The sequence below is a fragment of the Rhodococcus sp. BP-332 genome (assembly GCF_019836065.1).
Classification (GTDB): Bacteria; Actinomycetota; Actinomycetes; order Mycobacteriales; family Mycobacteriaceae; genus Rhodococcoides.
In genome coordinates, this window is record NZ_JABUEC010000002.1 from 1,037,998 (window position 1) to 1,053,126 (window position 15,129).

Below are 15,129 nucleotides of genomic sequence, written 5' to 3' on the forward strand. Positions count from 1 at the left end.
GCACTTCGCGGTGCGTCCCACCGGGAGCAGGGCGGACGGAACTAGTATCGATCGGGTGTCCGGTGCCGAGCGAGCCAAGAGAACACGTCGCGGTGTGCGACGGCGTCCTCGTGCCGCCGCCGACCCCGGAACACGAGGGGCCGACAAACCCACACTGCGCACCGTTCGGGAGACCTCGGCCGGCGGCCTGGTCGTCGACGGACTCGACGGACCCCGCGACGGACTGTGCGCCGCCCTCATCGGTCGCACCGACCGACGCGGCCGCCTGCTGTGGTCGCTGCCCAAGGGTCACATCGAGCAGGGCGAGACGCCCGAGCAGACCGCCGAGCGGGAAGTGGAGGAGGAGACCGGCATCACCGGGTCCGTCCTCGCGCCCCTGGGAAGCATCGACTACTGGTTCGTGACCGAGGGACGACGCGTCCACAAGACCGTCCACCACTACCTGCTGCGATCCCTCGGCGGCGAACTGTCGGACGAGGACGTCGAGGTCACCGAGGTGGCTTGGGTGCCGCTCAGCGAACTGCACTCCCGGCTCGCGTACGCCGACGAGCGCAAGCTCGCCGAGCGAGCCGGCGAGATGATCGACTCGATGGCGCGCGAGAAGTCCGCCGACACGCAGAACCCCCGACCGGTCTCCGACCTTCCCGCACCATCCCGACCGGTCTCCGACCTTCCCGCCGCCGAATGACCCGGTCCGCACCGACGGCCCGGCGCCTCGCCGTGGTCATGGCGATCCTCGCCGTGCTCGCCTGGCTGACCGTCCCCGCGGGAGCGCAACCCTCCACCCCGCCCAGCGACACCACCACGACGCGGAGCACACCGTCGCCCTCGGCCACGCTGGCGCCACCGGACACCTCGATCGACGGCACGTTCCTGTCGATCTCCGTCGACGAGGTCACGCCGACCACCGTCTCCACCAGCAGTGCGCCGGTCGTCACCGTCACGGGAACGGTGACCAACGTCGGGGACCGCGCGGTCAGCGACATCTCGGTCCGGCTGCAGCGAGCACCCGCGGTACGCACGGCCGACGAACTCCGGACCTCGCTCACCGAGGATCAGGACCGCTTCGACACGGTCGGGCCCTTCGAGTCGCTCACCGGCGACGGATCGGACACCGCGCTGCAACGCGGCGACACGCTGCCGTTCGAGCTGACCCTGCCGCTGCGCTCGACCACCGGACCGTCGCTGCGTCTGGATCGGCCGGGTGTCTATCCGATGATGGTGAACGTCAACGGCAACCCCGAGTACGGGCAGGAGGCACGGCTCGACGACGCCGCGTTCCTACTTCCCGTCGCGGGTCTGCCGCGGGACACCACGGTGCTCGATCCGGCCGCTCCCGATGCCGTTCCGCTTCCACCGGACACGGGACGCCCCGTCGCCACGACGCTGCTCTGGCCGCTGGCCGACCGCCCACACCTGGCGGCGGGCCTGCCCGGCACCGTCGACGAGGAGGTGCGACTGAACGACGACGACCTCGCCGCCTCGCTCTCCGCCGGCGGTCGACTCGAAGGACTGGTGTCGGCACTGGAGTTCGCGACCGGACCGACCGTCGACACCGAGGGCGCACTCGCGTCCTCGACATGTCTCGCCGTCGATCCCGACCTGCTGGTCACCGTCTCGAGCATGGCGCGGGGCTACCTCGTGGTCGACGACCCGGCCGATCCCACCGGCCCTGCCTCCGAGGGCAGCGGCGCCGTCGCCGCCGCGTCGTGGCTCGATCGCGTCCGCACCCTCGCGTCCTCGATGTGTGTCACCGCGGTGCCGTTCGCCCAGACCGATCTCGCGGCCGTCGCCGCCGTGGCCGACCCGGTTCTGACCTCTGCCGCGATCACGACGCCGGCGGACGTCGCCGACTCGATCCTCGGAGTCACGTCCCGCCGCGACGTCCTGTGGCCGGACGCGGGTGCTCTCGACGATGCGGGGGCGGCCATGGTCGCGGCGTCGGGCCGGACGGTCGCACTGCTCGCACAGGACGCCGTGCAGACCGTCAGTACGCCCGACACGGTGACCCTCGCGACCGATGCGGGCACCCCTCCGCTGCGTGCCGCGCTCTACGACACCGAGGTCTCCACCGCGCTGTCCGCGGTGGGCGAGCACCCGACGACCCCGTCCGTGACACCGCGTGAGCAGGTGTACGACGTCGCCGAGGACTCGCGCACGGCCCGATTGCAGGACGCGCTCGGCGCGTTGCACTTCGACGCGCTGAACGCCGGCGCCCCGGACACGGTCGCTGCCACGGACGGCCCACGATCACTCACCGTCGCGCCGCCACAGACCTGGACTCCCGACCGCGACGAGGCCTCCGCGGTGCTCGGCACCATCGCGGGCCTGTTCCGTAGCGGACTCGCGACGCCGCGCTCCCTGTCCGACCTGCTGGCGGTCCCGCCTCCGCTGGAGGCGGCCGAGTCGGACTACCCGGACGCGGCCGTGGAGGACGGCGCACCGGCCGATGTCCGCGATGTCGTGGCTGCCCAGAACGCCCGCATCGGTGCGCTGGCGGCCGCGCTGATCGACGATTCGCGTGCCGCGATCTCGCCCGCGCTGTACGTCGCTCCGCTCCGGGAGGATCTCCTGCGGGCGATGACCACGTCGGACCGTCGAGGCGGGCAGCGCGGGGAGTCGGATCAGGCCGCGCGCCGCCGTGCCGCCGACGTCACCGCCGGCCTGGACCGGCTGTACGGATCCGTGACGATCCTCGCGCCCGGCGGTGTCTTCACCCTCGCCTCGGAGGCCAGCCCGCTGCTGTTGGTCGCGCGGAACGATCTGCCCATCGGCATCACCGTCGACCTGGCGGTCGACGCGCCCGACGCGATGCAGATCGAGAACATCGGCCCGCAGCAGCTGCCCCCACGGGGAAGTCGTTCTCTGCAGATCCCCGCTCGAGTGAGCGATTCGCGCAAGATGGTGGTGGAGTTCTCCCTGAGCACCACCGACGGGACGCGACTCGGGCAGGCTGCGACCGTCAATGTGCGGTCCAATGCGTACGGTCGTGCTTTGGCGATCATCACAGCAGGCGCCGGTGCGCTCCTGCTGCTGCTCGCGGGCCGACGGTTGTGGCACCGGTTCCGGGGCCAACCGGATCCCGCCGACGAACAGTAAGGATTCTCGATGACGGGGAGCATTCCTCACGGGCGACGGGACGCCGTACCGCGGGCGCCTCGCGCGCCCTGGGAGCGCAGCTCCGATGGGGCGCAGCAGCGCAGCTCCGACGCGGCTCAGGATCCGATGATGGTGCCCACGAGCGTCGCGCCCCCGGTCCGTCCTGCCGCCCCGACCCGCATCCCCCCGGCCGCGGCGTCACCGCAGCCGGCGTCCGGCTCCAGCTCCTCCCGCCTGCTCTCCGCGACGGGTGCGATCGCGTTCGCGACGTTGATCAGCCGCATCACCGGATTCGCCAAGCAACTGCTGCTGGTGACGGTGCTGGGCACCACCGTCGCCACGTCGTACACCGTCGCGAGTGTCATCCCCAACATGATCGCCGAGCTCGTCCTCGGTGCCGTGCTGACGGCCATCGTCGTGCCGGTGCTGGTGCGGGCGGAGAGCGAGGACGCCGACAACGGCCGTGCTTTCGTGCGCAGGCTCTTCACGGCTGCGCTGACCATGCTGATCCTCGCGGCGGTGCTGGCGACGGCCGCGGCGCCACTGCTCACGCGCTACGTCTTCCTGTCGGAGGACGGCCAGGTGAACACGGGCCTCACCACCGCACTCCTTCTCCTGCTGTTGCCCGCGATCCTGTTCTACGGCCTCTCCGCTCTGTTCACGGCGATCCTGAACACTCGGCAGAACTTCAAGCCCGGTGCCTGGGCACCCGTGCTCAACAACCTGGTGGTGCTCGCCGTCCTGGTGATCTACCTACTCGTACCGGGCGAGATCTCCCTCGATCCGGTGCGCATCAGCGACCCGAAGCTGCTGGTGCTGGGCGTCGGCATCACGCTCGGCGTCGTGGTCCAGGCCCTGAGCCTGGTGCCCGCGCTGCGGCGCAACAAGATCGATCTGCGCCCGCTGTGGGGGCTCGACGACAGGCTGCGTCAGTTCGGCGGCATGGCCGTCGCGATCGTGCTCTACGTCGTCATCAGTCAGGCCGGCATGGTGTTCGCGACGCGCATCTCCTCGCACGTCGACCCCGCCGGCCCGCTCATCTACAACCAGGCCTGGATCCTGCTGCAGCTGCCGTACGGCGTGCTCGGCGTGACGGTGCTGACGGCGATCATGCCCCGGCTCAGCCGCAACGCCGCCGCCAAGGACACCCCGGCCGTCGTCGACGACCTGTCGGTGGCCACCCGGATGACCATGCTCGCGCTCATCCCGGTCATCGGCTTCCTCACCGTGGCCGGCCCGCAGGTCGGCGAGGCTCTGTACGGCTACGGCAACTTCGGCGCAGCCGACGCCGAGCGACTCGGTGAAGCCGTCAGCTGGTCGGCCTTCACCCTCGTTCCCTACTCGCTCGTCCTGATCCACCTGCGGGTCTTCTACGCCCGCGAGCAGGCGTGGACGCCCACGTGGATCGTTCTCGGCATCACCGGCGTCAAGATCGCGCTGTCCGCCCTGACGCCGTTCCTGGCGACGTCGGATCGATCCGTGGTCCTGTTGCTCGGCGCGGCCAACGGTCTCGGTTACATCACCGGGGCGATCATCGGATGGATGCTGCTGCGTCGCAGCCTCGGCGAACTACGACTCGCGGGAGTCCGGCGCACGGTCGCGGCGACGCTGATCTCCACCGCGATCGGCATGCTCGCGGTGTTCGCGGCCGACACGGCCCTCGGGCTCGACCGTCTGACCGGACCGGGCGCGCTGCTCCGCGTCGCTTTCGACGGCGCAGTCATGCTGCTGATCACCGGTCTGTGCCTGTACCGGGCACGGATCCCGGAAATCGAATCCATCACCGTCGCGGTGGCGCGTCGCCTCGGCCGCGCCCCGGCCGTGACGTCCGGACCTGTGACGACAGCGCATGTCGGGACCGATCCGATGTACGCGGAGACCGAGTTGATCCCCGCGATCGGCGGCCCCGACATGCCCCCGGTGGGTCGGCCGACCGAGGGGTTCGGTCGGGCCACCGGCGCGGGTCGGCTCCCGTACCCTGACAGGCGAGTGGACCCGCGAGCACACGGCGGTTCCCGCACGCCGATGTACACCGGAGACGAGTCGGAGACGACGATCATCCCCGCGTACACCGGCGCGTTCACGACCAGTAGTGACGAAGGAGTGTCAGTGACCGACGACGAGGGTGCACGGGGGCGTACGCCGTCCGAGGCCGAGGACGCCGCTCAGCCCGGTGGCGTGTCCACCGACGACCGTCGCGTCGCCGACTCCGATGCCGCCACCGGGTCGTCCGAGGACACCGACCGGCAGCACGACGCGTCCACCACGGATCCGATCGAGTCGAGCCCCGACGTGTCCGGCCAGGGCGACGTCACCGAGACCGAGCGCACGGCCGACGAGACCGAGTCCGGACTCGTCGACACCGGCGTCATGCCGGTCGGATCGCCCACGCTGCCCCCGGCCGTCCCCGTCGCCGAGTCGCCCCGCACACCGTTGCGCGGACCGAAGCTCATCCCCGGCGCGTCGGTCGCCGGCGGGCGCTACCGCCTTCTCGCACCGCACGGCGGCGCACGCGGCCTCAAGTTCTGGCAGGCCCACGACGTCAAGCTCGACCGCGAGGTGGCCCTGACGTTCGTCGACGCCGACCAACGATCGACCGGCGACGCCCCCGAGCGCGCCGACGGCCCGCAGGCCGTGCTGTCCCGGACTCTGCGCCTGGGCCGGATCAACTCGCCCGGCCTCGCCCGCGTCCTCGACGTCGTCCGCGGCAGCTCGGGCGGCATCGTCGTCGCGGAGTGGACTCGCGGACGATCCCTGCGCGAGATGGCCGACACGGAACCGTCGCCCCTGGGCGCCGCCAACGCCATCAAGTCGCTGGCCGCTGCGGCCGAGGCCGCCCATCGCGGCGGCGGCGCACTGTCCATCGACCACCCGGACCGTGTGCGCATCAGCATCAAGGGTGACGCCGTTCTCGCGTTCCCGGCCACCTTCGGTGATGCCGATCCCGGCTCCGACGTACGCGGACTGGGCGCGATGCTCTACGCCCTGATCACCGCGCGGTGGCCCCTGTGCGACCCGTCGGGCCCCGCGACCGTCGGCGGGATGCGCATCGCCGATCGCACGGCGTCCGGTGCGGCCGTCGAGCCCCGCGACATCCGCCCCGACGTACCGTTCGAGATCTCCGCCGTCGCCGTGCGTGCCCTCGAGCAGAACAGCGGCATCCGGACCGCCGCCACCGTGCAGCACATCCTCGGCCAGGCCGCGGTGGTCAACGAGAAGACCGAGATGATCCCCGCACTGCGGCTGGGTCAACGGCCGCCCGGATCGACCGGTCACGCACTCGCCGACCCCGACGACGAGCCGCCCGCGGACCGCTCCAACGTCATGGTCGCCGCGTTGGTGGGCCTCGGAGTCCTCACTGTCGTGGTGCTCGGCCTCGTCGGCTGGTGGCTCGCCAACCTGTTCGCCGGCGGCGGTTCCGACGAACCTCTCACCGAGCAGAACTTCGGGCTCACGACGTCCGCGTCGGCTCCGGCCGCGCCCGGAGAGGCGGCACCCGCGCCGACCACCGTGCCCGTCGCTCTGTCGTCCGTCGACGTCTTCTCGCCGCAGGGCACCCCGGACAACCCGGGCACCGTCGACAACGTGGCCGACAACGACGCGGGGACGGTGTGGGAGACGGACTCGTACTTCAACCCGTTCCCGTCCCTCAAGTCCGGCGTCGGCATCATGGCGACGCTCGACCAGGAGACCACTCCCGCCAGCGTCTACGTGAACTCGCCGTCGCCCGGCACGGTCGTCGAGATCCGGTCGGCCACCAGCGCGACACCCAGCCTGGACGAGACCCAGGTGATCGGGTCCGCGACGCTCGGCAACGGCCTCACCGACATCGCCGTCACACCCGACGGACCCGTCCGGTACGTGCTGTTCTGGATCACGGATCTCAGCACAGCCGGTGGCGGCAACCAGAGCACCATCGCGGACATCGGGGTCTCCGCAGCATCCTGATCGCCGCGTGTCGTGCGCTGTCACAACAGATTTCGTGACCAGCTCGGACGGTTCGTTTCTGGGCTAGCCTCCGCGGGTGCGACAAATCGGGGGAGTCGCGGGTGGTGAGGCCACGGACGGCGAGCTGCTCGCGGCGCACATCGCGGGGGACGCGACGGCTTTCGCCGTGCTCGTACGGCGCCACCAGGACCATCTCTGGCTCACGGCACGGAGGGCCAGCTACTCCGCGGAGGACGCGGCGGACTCCCTCCAGGAGGCGCTGCTGTCCGCGCACCGCACCGCCGCCTCGTTCCGTGCGGACGCCGCCGTCCGCAGTTGGCTGCACCGGATCGTCGTCAACGCGTGCCTCGACCGCATCCGCCGCAATCGCGTCCGACCCACCGTGCCGCTCGGGGAGGAGACCCGCGAGCCACGCGATCCCTTCGACCGCTACGCCGACGTCGATCTCTCCCTCGTCGTCGAGAAGGCACTGTTCTCACTCCCTCCCGACCAGCGCGCCGCGATCGTCGCCGTCGACATGGAGGGGTACTCCGTCGCCGATGCCGCCGCGGCGCTCGGGGTTCCCGTCGGCACGATCAAGAGCCGTTGCGCCCGGGGCCGTCAGAAGCTCGCCGTCGTCCTCGCCTCCGTCCGTGTGCAGAACTCGGACGAGTGAGGGGAACCGGGGACCCGCCGCGGGCGTCCAATCTGTCATGGCGACAGACGAGGCGGTGACGTGTCCGTGACCGACCGCGCTCCCCTCACTCCCGACCTCCTCGCCGACCTGCACGCGGGCCTGCTCCCGGAGGACGAGGCCGCCCGCATCCGCCAGCGCGTCGAGACCGATCCCGAGGCAGCGGCCCGTCTGGCCGACCTGGACGCCGTCGTCGACATGGTGCGCGCACGGGGCACCGATCTCACCGCCGGTGTCACGATGCCGCCCGACGTCGCCGCGCGACTGCAGGGCGCGCTCACCGGAGTACCGCGGGACGAGTTGGCGGCACGACGCTCGGGCCGACGCACTCGGATCCCGATCATCGCGGCGGCCGCGGCGATCGTCGCGCTGGTGGGGGCCGGTGCGGGCCTGGCACTCGCGTCCATCGAGACGGTCGGGGGCGGTGATCAGGTGATCGCCTCGGCCCGGCCACTCGACGACCGCACGGTGTTGTCCGTCGTCGGGTCGGTCGATCGAGGCCGCTTCGTCGATGCCGCCGTGCTGGCCGGTTGCCTCGAGGCCAACGGCATCCCGGCGTCGGCCACGGTGGTCGGATCCGGCCCGGTCACCTTGGACGGCATCGAGGCGACCCTTCTCGTCACGGCCGGGACCACGCCCGGTTCGCTCGTCGCGGTCGCTGTGGGCGACTCCTGCGGTCCGGACGATCCGGACACGGTCTCGCGCGCGGAGATCGGCTGACACGCCCGGTGCCGTCGCCTCGGGCCGCCTGCCTCGAGTGAGGGAACAACGTCTCCTGACCTAGTGTTGAGGGCATCAGAGGGCGAGCGCTGGAGCGCCGACCCTGGTTCCACACACGATCTCGGAAGGCGAAGATGACTACTTCGGACATCCACGACCTGATCATCGTCGGGTCCGGTCCCGCCGGCTACACCGCTGCGGTGTACGCCGCTCGCGCGGAGCTGAAGCCCCTGGTGTTCGAGGGCACCCAGTTCGGCGGCGCGCTGATGACCACGACCGAGGTGGAGAACTTCCCCGGCTTCCGTGACGGCATCATGGGCCCCGACCTCATGGAGCAGATGCGCGAGCAGGCCATGCGATTCGGCGCCGACATCCGCACCGAGGACGTCGAGGAGCTGTCACTGACCGGTGACGTCAAGACCGTGACCGTCGACGGCACCGAGTACCGTGCCCGCGCGATCATCCTGGCCATGGGTGCCGCCGCACGCTACCTCGGTGTTCCCGGAGAGCAGACGCTGCTCGGCCGCGGCGTCTCCGCGTGTGCGACATGCGACGGCTTCTTCTTCCGCGACCAGGACATCGCCGTCATCGGTGGTGGCGACTCCGCCATGGAGGAGGCCACCTTCCTCACCCGTTTCGCGCGCTCGGTCACCATCGTGCACCGCCGCGAGGAGTTCCGTGCGTCGCGCATCATGCTCGAGCGCGCCAAGGAGAACGAGAAGATCACGTTCGTCACCAACGCCGATGTGGTCGAGGTACAGGGTGAGTCCGGCGTGACGGGTCTGAAGATCCGCGACACCCGCTCCGGTGAGGAGCGCGTCCTCGATGTCACCGGCGTGTTCGTCGCCATCGGCCACGACCCCCGCTCCGAGCTCGTCCGCGGACAGGTCGAGCTCGACGAGGCGGGCTACGTGGTGGTTCAGGCGCCCACCACGTCCACCTCCATCGACGGTGTCTTCGCGGCCGGCGACCTGGTGGATCACGTCTACCAGCAGGCCATCACCGCGGCCGGTACCGGCTGCGCCGCGTCCATCGACGCCGAGCGCTGGCTCGCCGACCAGGGCGACATCACCGAGAACACGCTCGAGAACGCCGACCGCGACGTCGACGTCGTGAGTGTCTGAGCACCGTCCATCCCGCTACGTCCGGCACACGAGAGGCACGAGAACATGACCGACAAGAACACCGTCACCATCAGTGACGACACCTTCGCCACCGAGGTCCTGCAGAGCGAGAAGCCCGTCCTGGTCGACTTCTGGGCGACGTGGTGCGGACCGTGCAAGATGGTCGCACCGGTGCTCGAGGAGATCGCCGGAGAGCACGCGGACAAGATCACCGTCGCCAAGCTCGACATCGACGCGAATCCGCAGGCAGCGCGTGACTTCAAGGTGATGTCCATCCCCACCATGATCCTGTTCCAGAACGGTGAGCCCGTGAAGACCATCGTCGGAGCCAAGGGCAAGGCCGCGCTGCTGCGCGACCTGGACGGCGTCCTCGCCTGACCTGACATTCCCGCACCACCGCACGCCCGGCCTGTCCATGACACGCCGGGCGTGTGTGCGTTCTGCGGCCGGGACGATTGTGGGAGGAGCATGATCTTCTGAGACAATCGTCCATCAGGAACACCCACCGGGGACGTGTACCGCCGGTCGCCGTTGCGACCGGTCACGAAGAAGGGTCGACGACAGTATGAAGCCACTCCGCCACGGCGATCGAGGTCCAGCCGTCGCGGAGGTCCGGGACATCCTCTCGGGTCTCGGCTTCCTGCCTCCCTCGGCCGCGGTGGACGGCGACACTGCCTGGGCGGAGCCGGACGTCCTGTTCGACGCCGCTCTCGACGAAGCCGTCCGCGCGTTCCAACAGCAGCGCGGTCTCCTGGTCACCGGCGAGGTCGACACCGCCACGTACCGCTCGGTGAAGGAGGCATCCTTCCGACTCGGCGCCCGCACCCTGATCTACCAGCTCTCCGCTCCGCTGTACGGCGACGACGTCGCCACCCTGCAGCGTCGCCTGCAGGACCTGGGGTTCTACAACGGACGGGTCGACGGCTACTTCGGTGGCGAGACGCACGAGGGTCTGTCGTCCTTCCAGAGCGAGATCGGACTGTCGCCCGACGGCATCTGTGGACCCGCCACCCTGCGTGCCCTCGACCTGCTCGGCACCAGGGTCACCGGCGGATCGCCGCACGCGATCTCCGAGGAGGAGCTCGTCCGTCGGTCGGGACCGCAGCTGACGGGCAAGCGCATCGTGATCGACCCGGGACTGGGTGGCGTGAACTCCGGCATGGTCGTCCAGACCCCCGACGGTCCGCTGACCGAGGAGGCGATCCTGTGGGATCTCGCCGGGCGGCTCGAGGGGCGCATGGCGGCGACCGGTATGGAGACGTACCTGTCGCGTGCCCGGTCCGCGGATCCCAGCACGGCTGAGCGTGCCGAGACCGCCAACGGTATCGGCGCCGACCTCATGATCTCGCTGCGCTGCAGCAGCTACCCGTCGCCGGTGGCGCACGGTGTGGCCAGCTTCCACTTCGGCAATTCACACGGCTCCGCGTCGCTCATCGGTCAGGTGCTCACCAGCTACATCCAGCGTGAGATCGTGGCACGGACCTCGTTGCAGGACTGCCGGAGTCACGGTCGCACGTGGGACCTGCTGCGTCTGACCAACATGCCGACCGTGCAGCTCGAGCTGGGTTACCTCACCAGCCACGAGGACGTCGAGGTGCTCGCCGATCCGCGGATGCGCGACATCATCGCGGAGGCCGTCCTCGTCGCGGTGAAGCGCCTGTATCTCCTCGGCCAGGACGATCAGCCGACGGGAACGTTCACCTTCGCCGAGCTGCTCGCCTACGAGCTGTCTGTCGCCGAGGGCGCCTGACACTCCTCCGTCCGGCCGGCCGGACGTCGCTCAGCGAGCCCCGACGGGCACGCGAGCATCGGCTTCCACCACGGTGAGTGCTGCAGCCTCCAGCAACCGCTCGAGCGCAGCCTCCACGTCTTCCTTCCACCCGTGGTCCCGATCGAGCTCCAACCGGAGCCGCGGGAACCGGTGATGCGGAGCCACGACCTCGAAGCCGTACTTCTCGAGGAAGTCGGCGTCGATCATGCAGGTCGCCTCCCCGCACGGCGGGGTGTCGATGAGGGACCGGCGTTCGTCGACCTCGGAATCCTCGAGCCGGACTCCGAACGCCTCGAGAGCTCGCACACCACGGTTGACGAGATCGCGCACCACTGCGTGCAGGAGCGTGTCCCGAATTCCGTCACCGTCCTCCGCGGACAGCGGTGAGTAGAGCGACGTCAACAGGACTGCATCCGGGCTGACCGGTGCGGTGGGGAAGTGCGCGACTCGGGGCACGGCGCCGGGAGGTGCGTACAGAGCGCACCCCACCGAGTCGGAGGATGCCGGTACATCGGCGCCCGCGACATCGGTGGCGACCTGTCCGCACGGACCCCACTCGAGCATGACCATCGACAGCCACGCTTCCTTCTCGAATTCGGTGTCGACGAGAGTTGCCGTGGAGGGGGCCGCGGGATCCATGGTCCAGAAGACGCACTGGCGGTCGTGTGCCGGCAGCGCATCGAATCCGCCGAGGGTGAGTGTGGAGACGACGATCGACACGCGTTGACTCAGCCTCCGTACCCCGACTCGCGGCGGCGACGAGCCTCCGCGACTGTGTGTGCCCCTTCAGGATAAGCGATAGGCCTCTCCCGAGGACACCACGTCGCCTGCCAGACGAAAGTCGAAGCAGTGCACTGACTTTCGGTTTCGATGCCGAAGTTACGTCACAGTGACGAAAAGAGCATGGGTGGCCGTACCCGCGATCGACGCGGTCACGACGACTTCTGGCGTTCCATCATCTCCACGATGCGCTGAAGGTCGTCCACGGAGCCGAACTCGACCACGATCTTGCCTTTACGCTTGCCGAGGCTCACGGTGACACGGGTGTCGAACGATTCGGAGAGCCGCTCCGCGACGTCCTGCAGACCCGGCATCTGGATCGGCTTGCGTTTCGGAGCCGGGGCCGGCGCAGCCGGGTCCTCCCGATTCGCGAGAGTCACCGCCTCTTCGGTGGCTCGCACCGACATGCCCTCGGCCACGATGCGTGCCGCCAACTCCTCCTGTGCCGCGGCGCCCGCCTCGAGCGACAACAGTGCTCGAGCGTGACCGGCGGACAGAACGCCCGCCGCCACGCGTCTCTGTACGGGAATGGGGAGCCGTAGAAGCCTGATCATGTTCGTGATGACGGGGCGTGATCGACCCAGCCGCGCAGCGAGCTGATCGTGCGTCACGTCGAACTCCTCGAGGAGCTGCTGGTACGCAGCCGCCTCTTCGAGTGGGTTCAGCTGGACCCGATGAATGTTCTCGAGGAGCGCGTCGCGGAGGAGCGTGTCGTCGGCTGTCTCGCGCACGATCGCCGGAATCGCGTCGAGTCCGGCTTCCTGGCTCGCCCGCCATCGGCGCTCACCCATGACCAACTGGTAGCGCTCGTCGCCGATCTGGCGGACCACGATCGGCTGCATGAGGCCGAACTCGCGGATCGAGTGCACCAGTTCGTCGAGCGCTTCCTGCTCGAACACCGAGCGCGGCTGCTTCGGATTCGGTTCGATCTTGCTGGGTGCGATCTCCCGATAGACCGCGCCGGCGGGCGAGAGGTCGTCCTCCACGATGGACGGCGGAGTGGGGGACGGAGCCGTCGCCGTGCGGGACTCGCCACCGATGACGACGTCCGCGGCCGCCGATCCCAGGCCGGAACTCTGACCGGGGGATGTCGGTATGAGAGCCGCCAGACCGCGGCCGAGACCGCCCTTCTTGGTCGAACTCATGCCGTTCCCTCCGTTGCTGCGTTCATGCTCGCGCTCCGCGCTGCCATCTCACGCCCCGCGTCGAGATAGGACATGGCGCCACGTGAACCCGGGTCGTAGTCCAAGACGGTCATTCCGTATCCGGGAGCTTCGGAGACCTTCACGCTGCGAGGAATCACCGACTTGAGTACGGCATCACCGAAGTGCTTGCGCACCTCGTCGGCCACCTGGTCGGCGAGCTTGGTTCGGCCGTCGTACATCGTGAGGATCACGGTGGACACGTGCAGACGCGGATTGAGGTGCGCCTGGACCAACTCGATGTTGCGCAGCAGCTGACCGACGCCTTCCAGTGCGTAGTACTCGCACTGGATGGGGATGAGCACCTCCGTTGCCGCGACCATCGCGTTGACGGTCAGGAGTCCGAGCGACGGCGGGCAGTCGATGAGGACGAAGTCGATCTGCAGATCGTCGAGCGCCGCGCTGGACAACGCGGTCTTGAGTCGACCTTCGCGAGCCACCATGGAGACCAGCTCGATCTCGGCGCCTGCCAGATCGATCGTCGCCGGGATGCACATCAGGCGATCGTTCCTCGGGCTGCGTTGAATGGCCTCCACGGCGGTGATCTCACCGAGGAGCAGCTCGTAGCTGGACGGGGTGCCCGACGTGTGGACGGCGCCGAGAGCCGTGGACGCATTGCCCTGGGGATCCAGATCGACGACCAGAACAGACAGTCCTTGCACAGCGAGTGCCGCGGCGATGTTCACCGCCGTCGTCGTCTTGCCGACGCCGCCCTTCTGGTTGGCGATCGTCAGCACTCTCCGAACCGGAGGTCGCGGCAGAGCGACGCCGCTCTTGTGCAGAACCTGGCTCGCGCGCTGCGCCGCCGCACCGATGGGGGTGTCGTCCGACGTGATGGGGGAGTAGCCGTAGGACTCCGATGCCGATCGTGTTTCACGTGAAACGTCGACGGCGGGTGTTTCACGTGAAACAGCGGCTTCGGATTCACCCGACATGACTTGCTCCTTCGACAACGATCGATCCACGCAGACGTCAGCGTGAGCCGGCGGAGAACTTGGGGACGCGGTTACCACGCACAGCGCGCTCCGCGCGTACAACGATAGTCGGTGTGGGAACGACGCCCTCACCACACTGCAACACCTGGAAGTTCTTCGCGCCTATCCGCGTGAGCGTCCCGGAGTCGCGATCGATCTCCTCCTGCGCCGTGCTGCCCTTCAAGGCGAGCATCACGCCGCCCTCGTGCACGAGGGGCAGGGACCAGCGCGCCAACTTCTCCAACGGGGCAACCGCACGCGACGTGACGATGTCACAACCGCCGGCTTCTTTGATGACGCCCGGCTGCTCGGCCCGTCCGCGCACCACCGTCACGTCGAGACCGAGTTGCTCCACGATCTCTGCGAGATACACCGTGCGGCGTAGGAGCGGCTCGACGAGGAACACGGACAGATCCGGTCGGGCGATCGCGAGCGGGATCCCTGGCAGCCCGGCGCCACTGCCGACGTCGACCACGCTGGCGCCCTCGGGGATGAGTTCTCCGACCACAGCGCAATTCAGGAGATGGCGCTCCCACAGCCGAGGGACCTCGCGCGGACCGATCAATCCTCTGACGACACCGTCACCCTTCAGGGAGTCGTAGTACGCCCGAGCCGTGTCGGCACGGTCACCGAACACTCGAACGATGGCATCGTCGACCCACGCTGGAGTCGCGGACTCTTCCTCATGTTCCACGTGAAACATCCTCTCGCGTCGTCCTGAGTGGTCGTGAACCACACTCGTGTAATTCTGCTGACGCCGGGCGCCACGCGCTGGAGGCAGTCTAGTGACGACCGCAGACATTCCTCACCCGCCGAGACGTCGTCCGACCCCGGGCAC

Annotated in this window: 12 protein-coding genes; 8 read left to right on the forward strand and 4 right to left on the reverse strand. The window is 69.3% G+C overall.

The window, feature by feature from the left end:
• Window positions 1-55: 55 nt before the first annotated feature.
• From HQ314_RS10595 to HQ314_RS10630, 8 genes are all read left to right on the forward strand, one after another.
• Window positions 56-688, forward strand: coding sequence for an NUDIX hydrolase (locus HQ314_RS10595; protein ID WP_222649985.1), 633 nt, complete (start codon window positions 56-58; stop codon window positions 686-688).
• Entirely contained in the window at window positions 685-3,099 is a 2,415-nt protein-coding gene (locus tag HQ314_RS10600; protein WP_261781505.1) for a DUF6049 family protein, read from the forward strand. Before HQ314_RS10595 ends, HQ314_RS10600 begins: the two co-directional genes overlap by 4 nt.
• A gap of 126 nt (window positions 3,100-3,225) precedes the next feature.
• A complete protein-coding gene (gene murJ, locus HQ314_RS10605) occupies window positions 3,226-7,047 on the forward strand; it encodes a murein biosynthesis integral membrane protein MurJ (RefSeq protein WP_374197834.1) in 3,822 nt (1,273 codons plus the stop codon).
• Window positions 7,048-7,123: 76 nt separating this feature from the next.
• Entirely contained in the window at window positions 7,124-7,702 is a 579-nt protein-coding gene (gene sigM / locus HQ314_RS10610; protein ID WP_056440861.1) for an RNA polymerase sigma factor SigM, read from the forward strand.
• 60 nt (window positions 7,703-7,762) lie between these two features.
• Window positions 7,763-8,440 (forward strand): hypothetical protein, encoded by a 678-nt coding sequence (locus HQ314_RS10615; protein WP_222649987.1) that lies wholly within the window; start codon window positions 7,763-7,765, stop codon window positions 8,438-8,440.
• Between the two features lie 134 nt (window positions 8,441-8,574).
• Window positions 8,575-9,564, forward strand: a complete 990-nt coding sequence (gene trxB, locus HQ314_RS10620; RefSeq protein ID WP_222649988.1) for a thioredoxin-disulfide reductase — start codon at window positions 8,575-8,577, stop codon at window positions 9,562-9,564.
• A 45-nt stretch (window positions 9,565-9,609) separates the two neighbouring features.
• On the forward strand, window positions 9,610-9,942 hold the full coding sequence (gene trxA / locus HQ314_RS10625) for a thioredoxin (RefSeq protein ID WP_027505953.1): 333 nt from the start codon (window positions 9,610-9,612) through the stop codon (window positions 9,940-9,942).
• A 187-nt stretch (window positions 9,943-10,129) separates the two neighbouring features.
• Window positions 10,130-11,314, forward strand: a complete 1,185-nt coding sequence (locus HQ314_RS10630) for an N-acetylmuramoyl-L-alanine amidase (RefSeq protein ID WP_027505952.1) — start codon at window positions 10,130-10,132, stop codon at window positions 11,312-11,314.
• Window positions 11,315-11,344: 30 nt separating this feature from the next.
• On the opposite strand, the gene HQ314_RS10635 is transcribed toward HQ314_RS10630, so the two are convergent.
• The 4 genes from HQ314_RS10635 to rsmG form a co-directional block, all read right to left on the reverse strand.
• Window positions 11,345-12,055 (reverse strand): hypothetical protein, encoded by a 711-nt coding sequence (locus tag HQ314_RS10635; RefSeq protein WP_056440849.1) that lies wholly within the window; start codon window positions 12,053-12,055, stop codon window positions 11,345-11,347.
• A 212-nt stretch (window positions 12,056-12,267) separates the two neighbouring features.
• Window positions 12,268-13,260 carry a ParB/RepB/Spo0J family partition protein gene (locus HQ314_RS10640; protein ID WP_027505950.1) on the reverse strand — a complete coding sequence of 331 codons (993 nt, stop codon included), beginning with the start codon at window positions 13,258-13,260 and terminating at the stop codon, window positions 12,268-12,270.
• A complete protein-coding gene (locus tag HQ314_RS10645) occupies window positions 13,257-14,252 on the reverse strand; it encodes a ParA family protein (protein WP_222649989.1) in 996 nt (331 codons plus the stop codon). The genes HQ314_RS10640 and HQ314_RS10645 overlap by 4 nt, the downstream gene beginning before the upstream one ends.
• A 37-nt stretch (window positions 14,253-14,289) precedes the next feature.
• Window positions 14,290-14,994, reverse strand: coding sequence for a 16S rRNA (guanine(527)-N(7))-methyltransferase RsmG (gene rsmG, locus HQ314_RS10650; RefSeq protein ID WP_222629407.1), 705 nt, complete (start codon window positions 14,992-14,994; stop codon window positions 14,290-14,292).
• Window positions 14,995-15,129 lie beyond the last annotated feature (135 nt).

Bases quoted from the DNA above. Each gene is read 5' to 3' on its own strand.
- HQ314_RS10645 (WP_222649989.1), bottom strand. From the start codon at position 14,252: ATGTCGGGTGAATCCGAAGCCGCTGTTTCACGTGAAACACCCGCCGTC.
- trxA (WP_027505953.1), top strand. From the start codon at position 9,610: ATGACCGACAAGAACACCGTCACCATCAGTGACGACACCTTCGCCACC.
- rsmG (WP_222629407.1), bottom strand. From the start codon at position 14,994: ATGTTTCACGTGGAACATGAGGAAGAGTCCGCGACTCCAGCGTGGGTC.
- HQ314_RS10630 (WP_027505952.1), top strand. From the start codon at position 10,130: ATGAAGCCACTCCGCCACGGCGATCGAGGTCCAGCCGTCGCGGAGGTC.
- trxB (WP_222649988.1), top strand. From the start codon at position 8,575: ATGACTACTTCGGACATCCACGACCTGATCATCGTCGGGTCCGGTCCC.
- HQ314_RS10600 (WP_261781505.1), top strand. From the start codon at position 685: ATGACCCGGTCCGCACCGACGGCCCGGCGCCTCGCCGTGGTCATGGCG.
- murJ (WP_374197834.1), top strand. From the start codon at position 3,226: ATGATGGTGCCCACGAGCGTCGCGCCCCCGGTCCGTCCTGCCGCCCCG.
- HQ314_RS10640 (WP_027505950.1), bottom strand. From the start codon at position 13,260: ATGAGTTCGACCAAGAAGGGCGGTCTCGGCCGCGGTCTGGCGGCTCTC.